17 protein-coding genes are annotated in these 16097 nt (G+C 41.2%); 1 reads left to right on the top strand and 16 read right to left on the bottom strand.

Translation table 11 applies throughout. The features are described 5' to 3' along the window. From H7B90_RS12460 to glf, 16 genes are all read right to left on the bottom strand, one after another. On the bottom strand, window positions 1–1650 hold the full coding sequence (locus H7B90_RS12460) for a glycosyltransferase family protein (protein ID WP_185136205.1): 1650 nt from the start codon (window positions 1648–1650) through the stop codon (window positions 1–3). Continuing rightward, window positions 1650–2081 carry a VOC family protein gene (locus tag H7B90_RS12455; protein WP_185136204.1) on the bottom strand — a complete coding sequence of 144 codons (432 nt, stop codon included), beginning with the start codon at window positions 2079–2081 and terminating at the stop codon, window positions 1650–1652. The genes H7B90_RS12460 and H7B90_RS12455 overlap by 1 nt, the downstream gene beginning before the upstream one ends. Before the next feature lie 20 nt (window positions 2082–2101). Next, complete coding sequence (locus H7B90_RS12450; RefSeq protein ID WP_185136203.1) at window positions 2102–2662, bottom strand: GNAT family N-acetyltransferase; 561 nt, start codon at window positions 2660–2662, stop codon at window positions 2102–2104. Continuing rightward, complete coding sequence (locus tag H7B90_RS12445) at window positions 2652–2888, bottom strand: acyl carrier protein (protein WP_185136202.1); 237 nt, start codon at window positions 2886–2888, stop codon at window positions 2652–2654. Before H7B90_RS12445 ends, H7B90_RS12450 begins: the two co-directional genes overlap by 11 nt. Further along, the gene (locus tag H7B90_RS12440; RefSeq protein ID WP_185136201.1) at window positions 2885–4579 is read right to left on the bottom strand and encodes an HAD-IIIC family phosphatase; all 1695 of its coding nucleotides are present in this window, start codon (window positions 4577–4579) and stop codon (window positions 2885–2887) included. Before H7B90_RS12440 ends, H7B90_RS12445 begins: the two co-directional genes overlap by 4 nt. A 17-nt stretch (window positions 4580–4596) precedes the next feature. Next, window positions 4597–5706 (bottom strand): DegT/DnrJ/EryC1/StrS family aminotransferase, encoded by a 1110-nt coding sequence (locus H7B90_RS12435; protein ID WP_260410979.1) that lies wholly within the window; start codon window positions 5704–5706, stop codon window positions 4597–4599. 4 nt (window positions 5707–5710) lie between these two features. After that, a complete protein-coding gene (locus tag H7B90_RS12430) occupies window positions 5711–6121 on the bottom strand; it encodes a sugar 3,4-ketoisomerase (protein WP_311772719.1) in 411 nt (136 codons plus the stop codon). Further along, window positions 6121–7179, bottom strand: a complete 1059-nt coding sequence (rfbB, locus tag H7B90_RS12425) for a dTDP-glucose 4,6-dehydratase (RefSeq protein WP_185136200.1) — start codon at window positions 7177–7179, stop codon at window positions 6121–6123. The genes H7B90_RS12430 and rfbB overlap by 1 nt, the downstream gene beginning before the upstream one ends. Beyond that, window positions 7176–8063 carry a glucose-1-phosphate thymidylyltransferase RfbA gene (gene rfbA, locus H7B90_RS12420; RefSeq protein ID WP_185136240.1) on the bottom strand — a complete coding sequence of 296 codons (888 nt, stop codon included), beginning with the start codon at window positions 8061–8063 and terminating at the stop codon, window positions 7176–7178. Before rfbA ends, rfbB begins: the two co-directional genes overlap by 4 nt. A gap of 105 nt (window positions 8064–8168) precedes the next feature. Then, window positions 8169–8894: a cytidylyltransferase domain-containing protein gene (locus H7B90_RS12415; protein ID WP_185136199.1), complete on the bottom strand. Its 726-nt coding sequence runs from the start codon at window positions 8892–8894 to the stop codon at window positions 8169–8171. 135 nt (window positions 8895–9029) lie between these two features. Further along, window positions 9030–10082 (bottom strand): pseudaminic acid synthase, encoded by a 1053-nt coding sequence (gene pseI / locus H7B90_RS12410; protein WP_185136198.1) that lies wholly within the window; start codon window positions 10080–10082, stop codon window positions 9030–9032. Window positions 10083–10112: 30 nt separating this feature from the next. Further along, complete coding sequence (locus H7B90_RS12405; protein ID WP_185136197.1) at window positions 10113–11042, bottom strand: class I SAM-dependent methyltransferase; 930 nt, start codon at window positions 11040–11042, stop codon at window positions 10113–10115. Between the two features lie 4 nt (window positions 11043–11046). Further along, window positions 11047–12150: a hypothetical protein gene (locus H7B90_RS12400; RefSeq protein ID WP_185136196.1), complete on the bottom strand. Its 1104-nt coding sequence runs from the start codon at window positions 12148–12150 to the stop codon at window positions 11047–11049. Further along, window positions 12147–13097: an ATP-grasp domain-containing protein gene (locus H7B90_RS12395; protein ID WP_185136195.1), complete on the bottom strand. Its 951-nt coding sequence runs from the start codon at window positions 13095–13097 to the stop codon at window positions 12147–12149. The genes H7B90_RS12400 and H7B90_RS12395 overlap by 4 nt, the downstream gene beginning before the upstream one ends. A 19-nt stretch (window positions 13098–13116) precedes the next feature. Continuing rightward, on the bottom strand, window positions 13117–14388 hold the full coding sequence (locus H7B90_RS12390) for a DUF707 domain-containing protein (protein WP_185136194.1): 1272 nt from the start codon (window positions 14386–14388) through the stop codon (window positions 13117–13119). A gap of 15 nt (window positions 14389–14403) precedes the next feature. Next, window positions 14404–15567, bottom strand: coding sequence for a UDP-galactopyranose mutase (gene glf, locus H7B90_RS12385; RefSeq protein ID WP_185136193.1), 1164 nt, complete (start codon window positions 15565–15567; stop codon window positions 14404–14406). A 334-nt stretch (window positions 15568–15901) separates the two neighbouring features. Here glf and H7B90_RS12380 point away from each other — a divergent pair, with 334 nt between their 5' ends. After that, entirely contained in the window at window positions 15902–16093 is a 192-nt protein-coding gene (locus tag H7B90_RS12380) for a hypothetical protein (RefSeq protein ID WP_185136192.1), read from the top strand. The last annotated feature ends 4 nt before the right edge of the window (window positions 16094–16097 follow it).

The following is a 16097-nucleotide window of genomic DNA, read 5'->3' as shown; positions in this document are numbered from 1 at the left end:
TCATCCTTCTTGATAGAGACTATGAAAAATACTATCCTCTTTGTCATCAACAGAATCCTTATACAGCCGAACGAGCTCCACACCATTTTTCAAACAAGCTTCTTTATGTTCATTATAAATTGTGGACTCAAATGCTCTTGAGGAAATTAGAATTAGTTGTGTTCCTTTGGCAAATGCATCCTCAATAGACATAATGGAAAACTGAGAGAGTCTCTTCCCCCATTTATTCTCATTACTATCAATTACACCAATTATTTCACTATGCGGAAAATCATATTTATTTAAAAGACGCTTTGTGTGCTCTCCACCTCCATAAATTGCAATGCGTAAACATCCTTTTTGATTCCATGTTTCCTCAATCCGTTCTAAATATTCCTTTAAATCAAAGTCTCCATGCTCAACTTTGAAAAAAAGATGATTCAACATGTTGGAAAACCTATTTTTTTGCTTTATCCTTTTGTAATCTTTAAGATTAATAAACTCAATAAATTCAACCGCATTATGCTCTAAAAAGTGTAGTAACTTTTCAGTAACAACTCCAATCGTATGATTGGATTGTACATATTCATAACAGTCCTTTCCTATTTGGGGGCCATAGTCCTCATATTGATCAATCACTTCGGAAAATGACAACCCCTTAAACTGATCAATTTCGTTAACTAAATTACCAAGTGAATAACCTTCTACATTTGACAACCAAGTGTATCTATAATTATCTGGAACTGGACTGAATGATGGGTCAATTAGAATTGAAGGAATACCTAATTGAGCCGTTTCCAAGCAAGAGGTACCAGTAGCAAACGCAATATCCACATCAACTAAGCACGAATCCAATTCTTCCCTTACCAATGTTCCTAACATAATTCGATTCACTAATGGACTTAGAGGGAGATCTTCTACTTGCGGTCTATATTCGCCATCTCCAATTACATAAAAATCCAGAGGAGTTCCATATTTCTCGGCATATCTATTTGCATCTTTCATTATTTTCAGCAATGGCGGCGTTTTATCTACGCATAACCTTCCAAGCCAAACTATTTTGATTGGAAAGTTACCCCTTTTACTCTGAATAACATTCTGTCTTTTCTTTGAGATTATAGGAATTGGCAAATAATTAGGAGAGGTGGCAGTAAATCCAAAAGCTCTTGAGTTGGTTTGATAATTAGGATAATCCATGAAGGCCAACCCGTTATTATCATGCAGATAACGAATAACATTTAATGTTGGAGCCATAGATTGCGGAAAAATACTTTTCAATAAATTGTGAATAGCATTACTATTTAAATGTTTGAAATACTCCCAGAGATGAAATGTCCACAATAAATTATGTGGATGTATACACCAAAAGAATAATCTTACATCTGAGCAACAAATTAGATCGTGTTGTACCTTTCTCAAGAAGGACAATGGACTGATAAGATGTGTATCAAAATCAAGTAGTGTTTTCTCTGATTCTTGATATTTAATAAAATTAACCTTTCCATTTTTACAATTTGTTTTCAAAAAACCATTTTCGTAGTCTATTATGTAAACAATATAACCCAAGTCGGATAGAGCCTCTGCCATTCGTATAAATAGGAACTCTGTCCCTCCAATGACATGACTCGGGTAAAAAAAGGTGATTGATCGTATGCCCGTACCACTAGTCATTAGAATCCCTCGCAAAGTTGGTTGGCTTCTATTAATTCAACAAGCATTTTTGTTTTCATCATTAGAAAAGCAATTCTTCTTTTGTCAAACGCTACAGCTGGCGATGGCGGTGATGCAACAATCCCACCATATGATTTAAGGAGCTCAATAGACTTATCCAAATTTTTGCATTCAAAGCACTGATGATACATCTTAATGCCCCGCGATAGTATATTCTCTAATGGAGACTCAGTAGACGCCGGCTCAATAAGTTCAATCCTAGTTCCACTATTCGTGATGAATATTCCATTTATTTTTTGTATTGGGTCATGAAATTTATCCCCTTCAATTGTAAAACCAAGTTTCAAATGCAAATCCAATTCAACTCTTAAATCTCTACATGCGAGTCCTATATGATGAAGTTTGAAATCTCTCTCATCTGAGTATTGCAAATAGTTCCCCCCTCAAATCATCATCTTCCTATGATGGTTGAAATTCTTTCTAATTTCTTTGCCATATCGCTCCACTGCTCTTTTTCTAATGATTGTATAATCAATGAGTACTTCTGATTGTTAATTGTAACTGCATTTTCTTCAAAACCGACTTGCTTAAGTCCACAACTTCTATGAAAGGATATTACTTTTTCATTTTCGCTAACTGTTTTACAGTACACCCTATCTAATTTAATTATTTCGAATGCAATATAATATATAAGATAAGCACTTGCTGGTGCTGCTAAAGACCCCGGATATACTATCCATCTTCCCCATTCAGCTTCACTTGAGGTTATATTGTATAAGCCAATTGTTCCAATTGGTTCATTAAAATGAGTCTCTATACAAAAATAAAAGTCATTCTCTCTTTGAAGATAACTCCTCAGCCACGCTATTTGATTTTCTATATTACTGGATGTATCTCCAATATATTTTGAGAATTCCTGACTCGTTCTCAGTTTTAAGATAAACGCAGCATCTTTTATATCCACTGGTCGTAATCTAACACCAAATTTCTCAACCTTTAAATCATGCTTCATTTTCGACACCCTGTACTAATTCAAGTATGGAATAAAAATCAATAGCCTTATTAATTTGCTCAATATCAAATTTGATCTTAAAATGCTCTTCAATAGTTAACATTAATTCTAAATGTTTAAACGAATCCCATTCAGAGCAACTATCTCTTGCTATTGTTTCAGCATTCTCTACATCACAATTCAATAACTCTGCCATTATTTCTTTTATAGCAGTACTTTTGTTCATAATTCCTCCACCATCACTTTACATGGAATATTTTTTGTTAGTTTTTCGACTTTTACTAACAACTCATCAAGAATTGTGGAATGGCCTATAACTCGATCAAACCAGTTTAGCGCAGGTGTATTTTTGGGCCCCTTCACTTTATGAATATTCAGTTGATGTACCCCGTGGGTTTTCAAATATTGTAATAGATAAAATAAGGATATTGTTTCAACTTCTCTTCCCAATGCCCTACAACTAAAAATAACCTCTATTAGTTGAGCACTTTCTTTTTCATAGTGACAAACGATTGCTCCAATTATCCCACTATTCGTAAGATTATCTGAAAGACCAACCGTTACCACCACATATTTATCGCTGTTAAATATTTCCCAAATTTCTTTTTCAGAAAATCTTTTAAATGCCAAATTGAATTGATTCGTTTTTTGACTTAGTTCATAGAGTCTTTTAGCATGTCCCTCATTATTTATTGAAAAAGTAATTTGCATACCAAGGCTTGAAAGATAATCAAACTGACTATTAGCTGAGTTCCGTATTTTTTCTCTTTGTATGTTGGCCTGAATATCTAAGGTTCGTTCTGAGGCAATAACATCTTCGTATACTTGGAGTATTCCTGGATAATTAACAATATTATCTCGAGTCAACTCACCAGACTCTCCCGCTAATAACAATAGAAGCCCAGGAAGTTCATTGTGCGCTTGAAGCAACTCGCTTGGATTATCATCAATAAACAGCATACTTGAAATATCTATATTCAACAGCCTACTGATATCTACAATATTTTCGTTTTTTGATTTCCAATTTGCTTTAATTACAGCAAAATCTTTTGCTTTGAGTTTAAAGCTTTTATGATTTTGAATGAAATTAATTACATCCTCCTCTTCATTTTTACTACATATAGCAAGTAGTAATCCTTTGTTCTTCAGTTCTAAAAGCAACTCCTGTAGTAAAATATGCCCTTTGGATAGTTGCACCCCATCTACGCCATCCTCAGCCAGAACTCCCCAGTACAACGTATTATCCAAATCTAATATCAGTGCTTTAATACGATAATTTAATACCGATGGAATCAACTGGCACCCCAAAAATTGAGCTACTGATATCGAGAAGGAGTCAACAAAAGGATATCCACTAATTTCATCATTTCTAGAATCCAACACAGGTTGATGACCTTTTATTTTGTATGCAAGATCAATAATATAGAGTCCCGGTATTTTTTCTGCTAAGTTGTTTAAATAATGATTTAAGGATACTAATTGTGTTCTTTGTCCGTTTCGGCCAAGGTACAACTCATCTCTAGGATCTATATATTCCGGCCAATTATTAATTAAAATATTGGAATTTGTTTTTCTCCTTAAGGAAATTAATCTTTCTTCAATCCAACCAATTACTTGATCAGGTCGTTTTTTCTGCAAATACAATCGCCAATCAATCCACAGTATGAAAAGATCACATTCTTCGACTTCATTAATTTGTGACAAGGAAGCGTCATAATCTGAATACTTTATCTCTATTTCCTTCCCCCATATATGAAAGAAAGGGTGCAAGATATTCCCAATGTACTCGAAGGGAAAATTCCTTAGCACTTGAATTTGTACTGTAGGCAACTCAGACTTGTGAGGTATTTTCAATAAATTGCGGCGTGTTAACTCTGTTCCTAGTAATTTACGCTCTATCTCTAACTTCTTTAACATCGTTTCAACTTCCTTTGCTATTGAAAGTGATTTATCACTTCAACGATAGCAGAATATTCTTCTTCAAGCATAACAGGACTAATCGGAAGGCTAAGAACCTCTGAATGAATCCTCTCTGATATAGAAAAAGTACAATGATTCCATTCAAAGTATGCTTCCTGCTTATGGGGAGGCAGAGGATAATGAATTACTGTTTGTATCCCTTTATTATAGAGATATTCCTGCAGACTATCCCGACACTCACTTCGAATAACGTATAGGTGCCAAACATGGCTTTCGGGATCACCTTCTACGGACGGCAATACAATCGATTGATTTTTTATACTCTTTGAATAAAACTCAGCAATGGCTCTCCTCTTGCTATTGTCAAAATCAAGTGATTGAAGTTTAATACGCAAAAAAGCAGCTTGAAGCTCGTCCAACCGACTGTTCAAACCTTTATATTTGTTATAATATCGAACATTCGATCCGTAATTACGAAGAGCTCTTATTGTTTGTGCTAATTCTTCGTTACTAGTACAAATGGCTCCTCCATCCCCAAGCCCACCCAGATTTTTACTGGGATAGAAACTAAAGGCTGCCGCATCGCTCAGATTTCCAACTCTCTTTCCTTTGTACCGAGCGCCATGGGCTTGGGCAGCATCCTCGATAACCTTTAAAGAATATTTATTAGCTATATCAACAATAGGATCCATATTGCAACATTGCCCATATAAGTGAACAACTAATATTGCTTTGGTTCTTTTGGTGATTGCTTTTTCTATATTTTGAGGATCAATGTTATAGGTTTTAATATCTGGTTCCACCAATATGGGGGTTGCGCCGCAATTAGAGATCGCCAAAATTGTCGCAATATATGTATTCGAAGGAACAATTACTTCATCTTCACATCCAATCCCCATTGCTTTAAGAATGATTGTCAATCCATCAAGGGCATTTGCAACTCCTATACAGTACTTTGTGCCACAAAACTTAGCAAATTCTTGCTCAAATAAATTCACCTGCTCATCTAGTATATAATTCCCAGAATCAAGAAAATTTGTAAATGAGCGAATAAACTCATCCTTATATGTTAAATTTACTTTTTTCAAATCTAAAAAGGGTATCAAATCCTTTACTTCTCCCATAATTTCAGTCCCCATCCTGATAGTGCGATTTATATTCTTTAAAATCATGTATGTAATCATTACTTTGATAAGGTTCAGAAGCCAGAACAAGAAGAATACAATCCTCAGAAAAATCGTACATTTCATGCCAATAGTCTGGTTCAACTAGCAAAATTCGATCTGGTTTATTAAGCTCTACCTGATATTCCTTATCCCCAATCATTAACGAAATTGAACAAGAACCAGTGATTGCTATGAGTGCTTGTCGCGTTTTGTAATGAGCATGTCCACCTCTTCGAATTTCCTTGTTTTGAACGCCATATATATAAAAGACACGCTTAATTTGGAAGGGTATAGTCTCCTGCTCTTCTAATACAACAAGAGTTCCTCTAGCCTGTTGATCATACTTTGATGCTTCTAATAATGAGTGTATCACTAGATAACACCTACTTCGTTTTTCGCTTTATATTTCGAGAGATACCATCTAATAGTTCTCATCAAACCATCTTCAATGTTTTCTTGAGGTTTCCATCCTAATTCTCTCATTATTTTCGAAGAATCAATTGCATACCTTTTATCATGACCGGGACGATCGGTTACATAAGTTATCAAATCACGATGACTTCCTAATAAAGTACCCCTTGGCATTAACTTATCCATGATATCACAAATTTTATATGCAATTTCAATATTCGTTAGCTCACAAAACCCACCAATATTATAGGTTTCACCTGCTACAGATTTATTGAATACTAAATCAATCGCTTTACAATGGTCCTCTACAAACAACCAATCTCTGATGTTCTTACCATCTCCATAAATAGGTATTTTTTCCCCATTGATGGCTTTTCGAATAATTGTGGGAATTAACTTTTCATCATGTTGATATGGACCATAATTATTAGAACAATTAGTGGTTACTACATTAAGACCAAAAGTGCTATGATAACTTCTCACCACAAAATCAGCCCCCGCTTTGCTAGCGCTATAGGGACTATTAGGGGAATATGGACTATTCTCTTTAAACAACCCCTCATCTCCAAGTGTACCGAAAACCTCGTCTGTTGAGACATGCAAAAATCTACAGTTTGAATACTTTGGCTTTATTACAAAGGGACTCGACATCCATTTTTTCCTTGCGGCGTCTATTACTTGATACGTACCAATTACATTGGTTTGAAAAAACTCTCCAGGGTCTTCTATCGAGTTATCAACATGTGATTCGGCGGCGAAGTGAAAGACTCCAGCAATATCATATTCGTTAAAAACTGTATCTATTAGAGCCCTATTACAAATATCCCCTTGTATAAATTGATATCGGCCGTTCTTCTTCACATCACATAAATTTTCTTGGTCAGCTGCATATGTCATCTTATCTAAGTTAATTATATGAATATGCGAATAATTATTTATCATATATCGAATAAAATTCGACCCAATAAAGCCTGCACCGCCTGTAACGAGATATATCTGTTCTTCGATTTTTTTTGTCATATTATGGCCCCGGCCCCTACTCTATTAACAAGATTGAGAATATACTGACCATAATCACTATTCCTTAATTCTTGCCCCAGATTGTATAATTGATCTTCATTAATAAAGCGTTTATTATATGCAATTTCCTCCAGACAAGCAATTTTAAACCCCTGTCGATTCTCAATGGTTTCAATAAACTGTGAAGCTTCAAGCAAAGAGTCATGCGTCCCAGCGTCTAACCAAGCAAAACCTCTCCCTAACATCTCCACGAAAAGCCGTTTCTTAAGGAGATAAACTTGGTTTATTGATGTAATTTCATATTCGCCCCTTAAAGAGGGCTTTATATTTGATGCAATATCTACTACTTCATTATCGTAAAAATAAAGCCCCGTAACAGCAATATTTGATTTGGGAATTGAAGGTTTTTCTTCAATAGATAATGCAACATTTCTTTCATTACACTCAACGACTCCAAATCTAGAAGGATCTTTAACTTTATAACCAAAAATGGTTGCTCCCTCTGTTCGGTTGACAGCAGACTCTAAAAGGGTTGTAAGTCCCTGACCGTAAAAGATGTTATCGCCAAGAATAAGTGCGACACGATCGCTGCCAATGAAAGAACTACCTATATGAAAAGCTTGGGCTACTCCCTCTGGGCTAGGTTGAGATGCATAATTAATATTAAGACCGAGTGTTTCGCCATTGCCAAAAATGGCTTCAAATCTAGGTAAATCTCTTGGGGTTGAAATGATTAATATATCTCTTATTCCTGCTAACATCAATACCGATAGGGGATAGTAAATCATCGGTTTATCATAAACTGGCAAAAGTTGTTTAGATACGCCACGTGTCAATGGGTATAACCTTGTCCCATTACCACCCGCTAGTATTATCCCTTTTATGATACACACCCCTCAGTGCATTATTTGATCGTTCTATACTTAATTAATCGACATTCTTCTCTATAATCTGAATACATATTATTTACTGTTCACTTAGAGAGAGTATTAATTCACCGATTTCTGTTGGATATGCGAGTTCAGTTCGGCGATCATAGGGTTTGAATTAAGGTAAGCAACAATCGCTGTCGAGGGTACCAGCTTATCACCAAGAAAGGCATCCGCTACGGCTTGACATAGTGCGTAGTCCTCTTTAGTATCCAACGTGATTCGAAGTTCCGGGTATCTGAGCGCTGCCGGAATCTCGACTTCGGTTGTCGTGAATTGCTCTGGAAATTCCTTCGCGTAATACGTTACATGCTCCCGATGACGAGGCTCCCGACCCTTCCTGTCCATCTCGAGCAGAGCTTCATAGGATACAATCTCGACAACTAGACCACGCGGTAGATTACCAAGCCATACGATAGCATCAGAGGGTTGGCGCGCCATTGCCACCATAAATTTTTCCGCAAGTTCGTAGTCCACAAACGGACAGTCTCCAGTCACTCGCATTACATAATCTGGCTGATGAGGTTTGGCCGAATCCACAAATCGAGCCAATACATCCGTCTCCGATCCTCGCGAATAGGAAACGCCATGTTCAACGCACCACTGCTTGATCGGGTCGTCTTGTGCCCAACTAGAAGTAGCAACGATTACATCCGCCACATTCTTCACCTGGCGACACCGGGTGACGACATAGTCCAACACACAGCTGTTACCGAGCGGCATAAGGACCTTGCCCGGTAGCCTAGAGGAGCCCATTCGGGCTTGTATTATAATAAGAGTCTTCATAACGTTCTATTCCTCGTTTGCTATTTTATTCTTTCTTTTCATTATCGGTTCGACAATGTTTAATCTATAGTATCCCTCGCAATTATTCAACTAAAAGAGCATCTGCCCAATTGCAGATGCCTTATACTACATTACCTATAAAAGCTTCCAGTCAACAGGAGTACCCGCTTTAATATCACGACTTGCTTTTTTACTAAGCAACATATCGAAATATTTTGGAGGCATTCCTGCTCCTGGACGTATAGCCCGTACATTGTCCGGAGTAAAGGCCTCTCCCGCCTTAATATCCTTCACAACATATAGAGAGCGACGATGCTTCATAGATGGCTTCTCAGCCGCCGTAGGACCAAAGTGAATACTTCCCATACTAAGCCAAGCCTTCTCCGACTCTTCCACCAATGCTCTCATTTCATGAGGCTCCATGGAAAAGGCGGAATCCACACCGCCATCCGCGCGAGCCAGCGTGAAATGCTTCTCGATCACGGTACCTCCGAGAGCGACACTAGCCACACTCACACCAATTCCCATAGTGTGATCAGAGACTCCTACCTGACAATCAAATAACCGGCCCAAGTGAGGTATTGTCGTGAGGTTAGAGTTCTCTGGGGTTGCGGGGTATGTGCTCGTACATTTCAAGAGGATGAGATCCTCACACCCCGCTTCCCTTGCCGCTCGAACAGTTTCATCTAACTCTGCAATCGAAGCCATACCAGTTGAAATGATTAGAGGTTTACCTGTACGAGCTACCCTCCGGATAAGTGGAATATCAGTGTTCTCGAATGAGGCGATCTTATAAATCGGGGTATCCAGCCCCTCCAAAAAATCTACAGCCGTCTCGTCAAACGGCGTGCTAAATGGAATAATTCCCAACTCGTAACAACGATTAAAAATAGGCTCATGCCACTCCCAAGGGGTGTACGCTTCCTGGTAGAGCTTATACAATGATTCACCTTTCCAGAGGCTAGAAGGGTCATCGATGAAGAAGTCTCCTTCATTGATATTCAATGTCATCGTATCTGCAGTATAAGTCTGCAGCTTGAGTGCATCTACCCCCGACTCGGCAGCAGCATCCACGATTGCTAGTGCCCGCTCAAGCGATTGGTTATGGTTACCAGACATTTCTGCGATGATAAAGGGCTTATGCGCAGAACCAATCCATCGATTAACTATTTTTATTTCGTGCGGCATTTTAGCTGCCCCCTTCCTTAAAAAACCACTTTAGCGTTTAATTGCGAACATATAAACGGAACGTCCAAGTTCCAAGTGAGCTAAAGCTCCATACAGTTGAAGCAACTTTTCCCACTTACCGGCTTTTGCAAATGCTTGCTCAAACTGTTGAATGAAAGGCCCTACCTTCTTCTGCTGTTCCTCATCCGTATAGTAATTCATCCCTCCTAGAAGAAGAAATTCAAGAGGGAAATTTGTCGTTCGATATACTTCTTTAAAACCACATTTACTTAATAATGAATTAAGTGAAGAAAAAGAGAAATAATTGATATGATCAGGTTGAACAACCCAACGTAGCTTCTCGTTGTAGTATTCTCTATACGCTAATTGACCATCACTAAAGTCATTAGGCACACAAATTCGGACAACCCCACCAGGGGTCATAACATCGTAGACCTCCTTAAGCAGGGAAATCGGGTCTGAAATATGTTCCAGAACAAATTGAATATTTACAAAGGAAATCTCTTCCAACTTTAACTCGTTAATTTCTTCTGCAAATATCTCATGAACTACTAGCCCAAACTCACGCAGATATTTCGCAGCGTCTTTACTTGGTTCCAACGCTTCGGCATTCCACCCCTGAATTGAAAAGTACTTTGCTAGTAGATCATTTCCACAACCAATATCAAGCATACGTTGTGTTCGGGGGCGATCTAAAGGAAGTAACTTGTTAACATGGTTGTAAATACCCTGGTAGAATAAATTAGTACTGACCTGTTGGAGAACATTCTCTTTATATTCGGGCGTTATTTCATAGTTAAATGGCTTAACATCCTTGTAGTATCTTTGCTCATAAAAAGTTAAAAGTTTATCCTTTGTGGGTATTGGATCGACGTGAATAAACCCGCAATCCGCACATTCAATGACCCGAACTCCATCCTCTTCCCAGACTCGAATCGGTTCATGTCTGACTTCGCTCATATTGCTACAGTCTCCAATCTATCAGACACTCTACGGCGCTTACTTCAAAGGCAGGGATGCCTAAATTCTCGGCCACCTTCTTACGTTCCGAATAAGCGTCGTCAATGAATATCGCACGTTCTCTCTTCATATATCGGTATTTTTCGTCGGAATGTTTGATCCAGAATATGGAATCAAACAACCCGTCGATTTTATAATTCTCTAACGTCTTGTTCAACTCATACCGGTGTTTAGTAATGAGATGAACCCGCTTTCCCTCGTTTCGACATTGGAACAAGAATGCGATTATGACCGGATTGATTCGTTCGTTAACGATAACGGTATCGTCCAAGTCCATGTATACGTCATCGTAATCGTAGTCGATTTTATAATGATAGGTTAAATAGGCTTCAGCATCCACTTTTATCGATGATGGTCTGACCTCGATCTCATGGCCAACTCTATCAAAGAAGGTTAAAGCCGCCAGATTAGCCCCGTTGTTGCGGCAAATTGCCATTTCAGGTACTATTCCGAGAATGATCTTTAATCCAGTAACGAGTCCACCCGATATTTGCATCTGGTAGGACCAGGCTCCTCGGAGAACCAGACGCGCATTAATCTCTATAGAGACTTTCTCAATCGAATTCATGTGTGAATCGCATTCTTCTCTCCCCAAAACTGACGAGAAGCGAAGTTGGCCATGACGATCCGTTAGACAGCAGACTTGGTATTCCCCGTCCGAAATTCCCAAGGGAGTCGCTTGTGTCTGTTGCAACAACTTCGAAGTCTCGATCTCCGAACGACAAACGTCTATGGTTTGAAGCGGTGCTGATAGGATCTCTATACCAAGTTGATCCCTATGCTTCATCAAAAGTTCTGCCGCCTCCACGGAAGCCGGATAAATCATTTCGATCTTATGCTTCCTTACAATTTCTTGAAGGCGCTTCGACCAATCCGGTAGACCTTCGTCTAGCTTCCCAAGATACCTCCGATAAACGAATGCCCCTGTCCGAAGATTAGCGTTGTTGCCGCTAACTCCAAACAGGGTGCAATGGATAAGTTTACCTAAAGCTTGATTGATCTCCCGCGCTTCTTCCGTATCGCATGGATAGACGAGAATGTTTTTCACGCTTCGACCCTTCCTTTTTCCGTTACGAACACGGCTTCGTCATAGCGAAGCATTTTGAGACCTGTCCGATATGAATGAAGCGTCCCCACTTGTTGGTGATACGTCTCCCTCAAGAAATCCGCATATGGAATCCCCGCTTCGATCGTTAACGGAACGCCGCCTCCAAATCTTGGGTTTACCTCAATAAAGTAAAACTTCCCGGTCCCGGCATCTCTAATTCCTTGAATCGTAGCCGGTCCCGTTAATTCAAGCTCCTGAATGAGTCGAATCGAGAGCCTAGTCACTTCTTCATCTACTACCGTAACGGACTTGCTCACCTCACCCGCCCGTACTTCCAAACGATGTCGCGGGACGACCGATAAAACCTGCCCCTTGGAAGTAGCAAAGACATCTATGCTATACTCTTGGCCTTCAATAAATCGTTGAATAAGCGGGGCATGAACCTTTCCAATCATGGGCACAACGTCCTGCCGGCCTCCAATGTAGACGTCCTTGCTTCCCATGCCCGTCCTCGGCTTCAGCACCCATTGGGAGCCATCGTCTAAAAGGAACGGTTCCTCGTATGTATCCGGTGATGGAAGCCCTCTATCTCTAAGGAATCGATGCAGCTTTAGTTTATCCCGGCAGATCGACAGCGATTTTTCTGCGGCGACAAGAACTTTGACTCCCTGCCGTTCGAAAGCAGGACGAAACTCCGCGAGTTCCGGCAATTCGGGCTCATACAGAGGGATCAACCATTCCACCCTCTCCTGCCGGCAAATCTCTAGCAAATTATCGAAGTATTGCGGATGATGGCATGGAGGTACCTCGTAAATCGTCTCTACGAGATGCTGTGCCGCGCACTCTTCGGGATGAACATCCACTCCGATTACGTGCCATCCATGTTGCTGAAAATGCCGCAGGAGTTGAACGCGTCTTCCGATGGACGTAAACAGGAGCTTTGGCAAAATTGAACGCCCTCCTAACTCATCCTTTTTTTACTATTGCTTTGACATTTTCTATTAGAGAAAGAACATCAGTGCCCTTATCTTTAATCATCTCCAAATACTGCAAACTCAGCTTGTGCTCCCCATACTGATGCAGCACATACCCCAAGTTAAACAAGGTATTGAAGAAATAATTGTCCAACTGGTAAGCCGTAAGCAAGAAAGGCAGTACCCGATCATGGATCCCGTTATAAAAGAATCCGACCGCGATGCTGTTCAGCAGTTCGATCTTCTCTTGATCATAAAGTTCAATTGCCTGGAAGATCATATCATCCTCCAACGAAGACAGTTCCTCTAATACCAACTCGGCCACATTGTCCGGATTCAGCTCCGAGAAAGCCGCTACCACCTTCGATAAACTTAGATAATCCGGTAGGCTGTCCTTTTTGTTCGCTTGAATATAGTGGTACCCTTGTTCGGGATTCAAAATGTTCAACAGACTCGGAAAATAATACTGCAGAATGTGGCGATCATTCATCGGAATCACTCGACTGCTTCCGCTCAATAACAACGAAGCGAACGGCTCGCTTGATGGCGAAGCCGACTTTCCTTCGGCCACTACTCCCCCATATACCGCGGAGTTGCCTCTAATGTCGATCTGGAACAGCTTCAGAAGCTTCGTCGCTTCTTCTTGCGCTTGCTGCATGCCGTTCTTATAGATATCGCCGCCGCCGACTGGACGAGTATGTTTAACGGGAGTGGCATCCAGAACGGCCATTCCATGCGTCGGATATCCCAGCAGCTTCGGCCACACGAAATCCAGTCCCCAGCCGGTTCGGCCCAAGTTAAAGGTCGGATAACACTCTGCCAGAGCCTCGCGCGAGAAGATCGGAGCCATGACCTCCACAAAATCCACATACCTTAAGATCATGTTGGAGTTACGAATCGTAACGGCATATGAGGCGTAAGAATCCTCGGTCAAAGCGGGTTGGGCGATCTGAAGTCGATATTCCGAGAATAGATCGAACATATCGTGGATAGTCTTCGTATCCGCAAGGAGATCGTCATCCGGAAACCATACGGCATCATATTGAGACATCATCTCAATATGATCTCTTACCGCTTTATAAAGAATCGGCCATTTCAATCCCTTGCGATGATAGTAATAGTCGGCCTCTTCCTTATAGCGGTTCTCCTCATTACCGTAATAATCGATCCACAAATCGAAGTTCTTGTGTTCGGCGTTCTTAATCCATTCCCGATGAAGCGAGGAATCTCCAGCTCTACAGACTACTAGGTATTTATTCGCCACGTTGCACCTGCCCTTTTATCCGATGTCAATCTGTTGTTCGAAAACCTTCAGCGCCTTGGCCACGCACGCATCCATGTCGTAGTACTTGTATTCGGCCAGGCGCCCGATCAACACGAGCTGATCGATGTCCTGAGCCTCTCTCCAATATTTCTTGAACAACTCTTGGTTCTCAGGGCGGGGTACCGGATAATATGGAATGTCTCGCCCGGGCACTTCTGGCTCGTAGGGCTGAGGGTACTCCCGGACGATAGTCGTATCCGCATGCTGTTGACCTGTCAGATGCTTGAATTCCGTAATCCGGGTATAGTCGTATTCATTCGGGTAATTGACCGTTCCCGTCTTCTGATATTCCGGCTTGCGAACACCCTCGAACTCGAAGCGAAGGGAACGATACGGGAGCCGTCCGTGCTTATAATCGAACAATTCGTCGATCGCTCCGGTATAAATCACTTTGCCGTCGAAGGGTTGTCCGAATAGCGAGAAGCTTCCGTTCTCCAGGTGGAAGCTCAATGCTTCCCGATAATCGGTGTTCAACATCAGTTTGATATTCGGATGATCGAGCATGTTCTCAACCATCTGCGTGTAACCATGCTTAGGCAGCCCCTGATACGGATCGGAGAAATAGCGGTCATCCCTGGAGACGAACACAGGAACTCTCCCTGTCACGTTCGGGTCCAACTCTTCGGGTGTCATGCCCCATTGCTTGGTTGTGTAGTGAAGAAATACCTTCTCGTAGACCAGGTCAGCCAGCCAGCGAAGATCGCGGTCTTCCGCTTCCCTTAGCTTTAAGATCGGCACCTTAGAGCCATATCCGAAGTGGATGACGAGCTTCTCTTCCAGCTCTCCGGCGAGCCGGGCGGGGAGCAGTTGTTCCAGCGTGTTCAAGTTGAACGGAATCGGAACGAGCTTCCCATCGATGCTCCCTAACACCTGGTGATGATAATGACGCCACTCCGTGAACCGGGACAGGTAGTCCCAGACTTGCTTAAGCTTAGTGTGAAAAATATGCGGTCCATACTGATGAATGAGCACGCCATTCTCATCGTATCGGTCATAAGTATTGCCGCCAATATGACGACGCTTCTCTATAATCAGTACATTCTTGCCTTGCACGTTGGCAATACGCTCTGCCATGACCGCCCCGGACAAGCCCGCTCCAATAACCACGTAATCGTACATGCTAGCTGTTCCCCTTTCGACTCGGATCGTCCAGTCTACTTAGCATTCGCGGCAGAGCCAACCGAAGGATCGGGTATGTCGCGAGAGTTAGAAGTCCAGATACGAACTTGTTAATGACGCTCCCTAATCCCTTGAGCAAGATAGCCGGTACGGTTACACGCTTTATATCGGACACCATGTTGCAAAGGAACCGTCGGTTCGTCTTGATCGTTAGCGAAAAAAACAAAACGTTCAAAAATCCTGCCCCGGTGAGGTTCGCCACGGGGATTATCACAACATCGTACCGAATTCCCCGAAGCCCCGGTTCTCTTCTCCGGATGCTGAAGCTTCCCGAATGGGAATAGCTTATAATCCGATTCAGATCCTGATATTTGAGAGCCAGCTTCATTCCATGCTCATGAGTCAGCATATCGAAGCGATGGTCCGGGAATGCGGCCAGCAGCTCGGGAAGATTCTGATCGAGCTGCTGGAAGCTTGCCGACCGAATAATCAGAGCATTAAGGGGACGCTGATATTCCATTCGTGATTGC

Origin of the sequence: Cohnella xylanilytica (genome assembly GCF_014212175.1) — a bacterium.
Classification (GTDB): Bacteria; Bacillota; Bacilli; order Paenibacillales; family Paenibacillaceae; genus Cohnella; species Cohnella xylanilytica.
The sequence above is the reverse complement of the archived record's forward strand: the minus strand, read 5'-3'. Positions and strand labels throughout refer to the sequence as shown.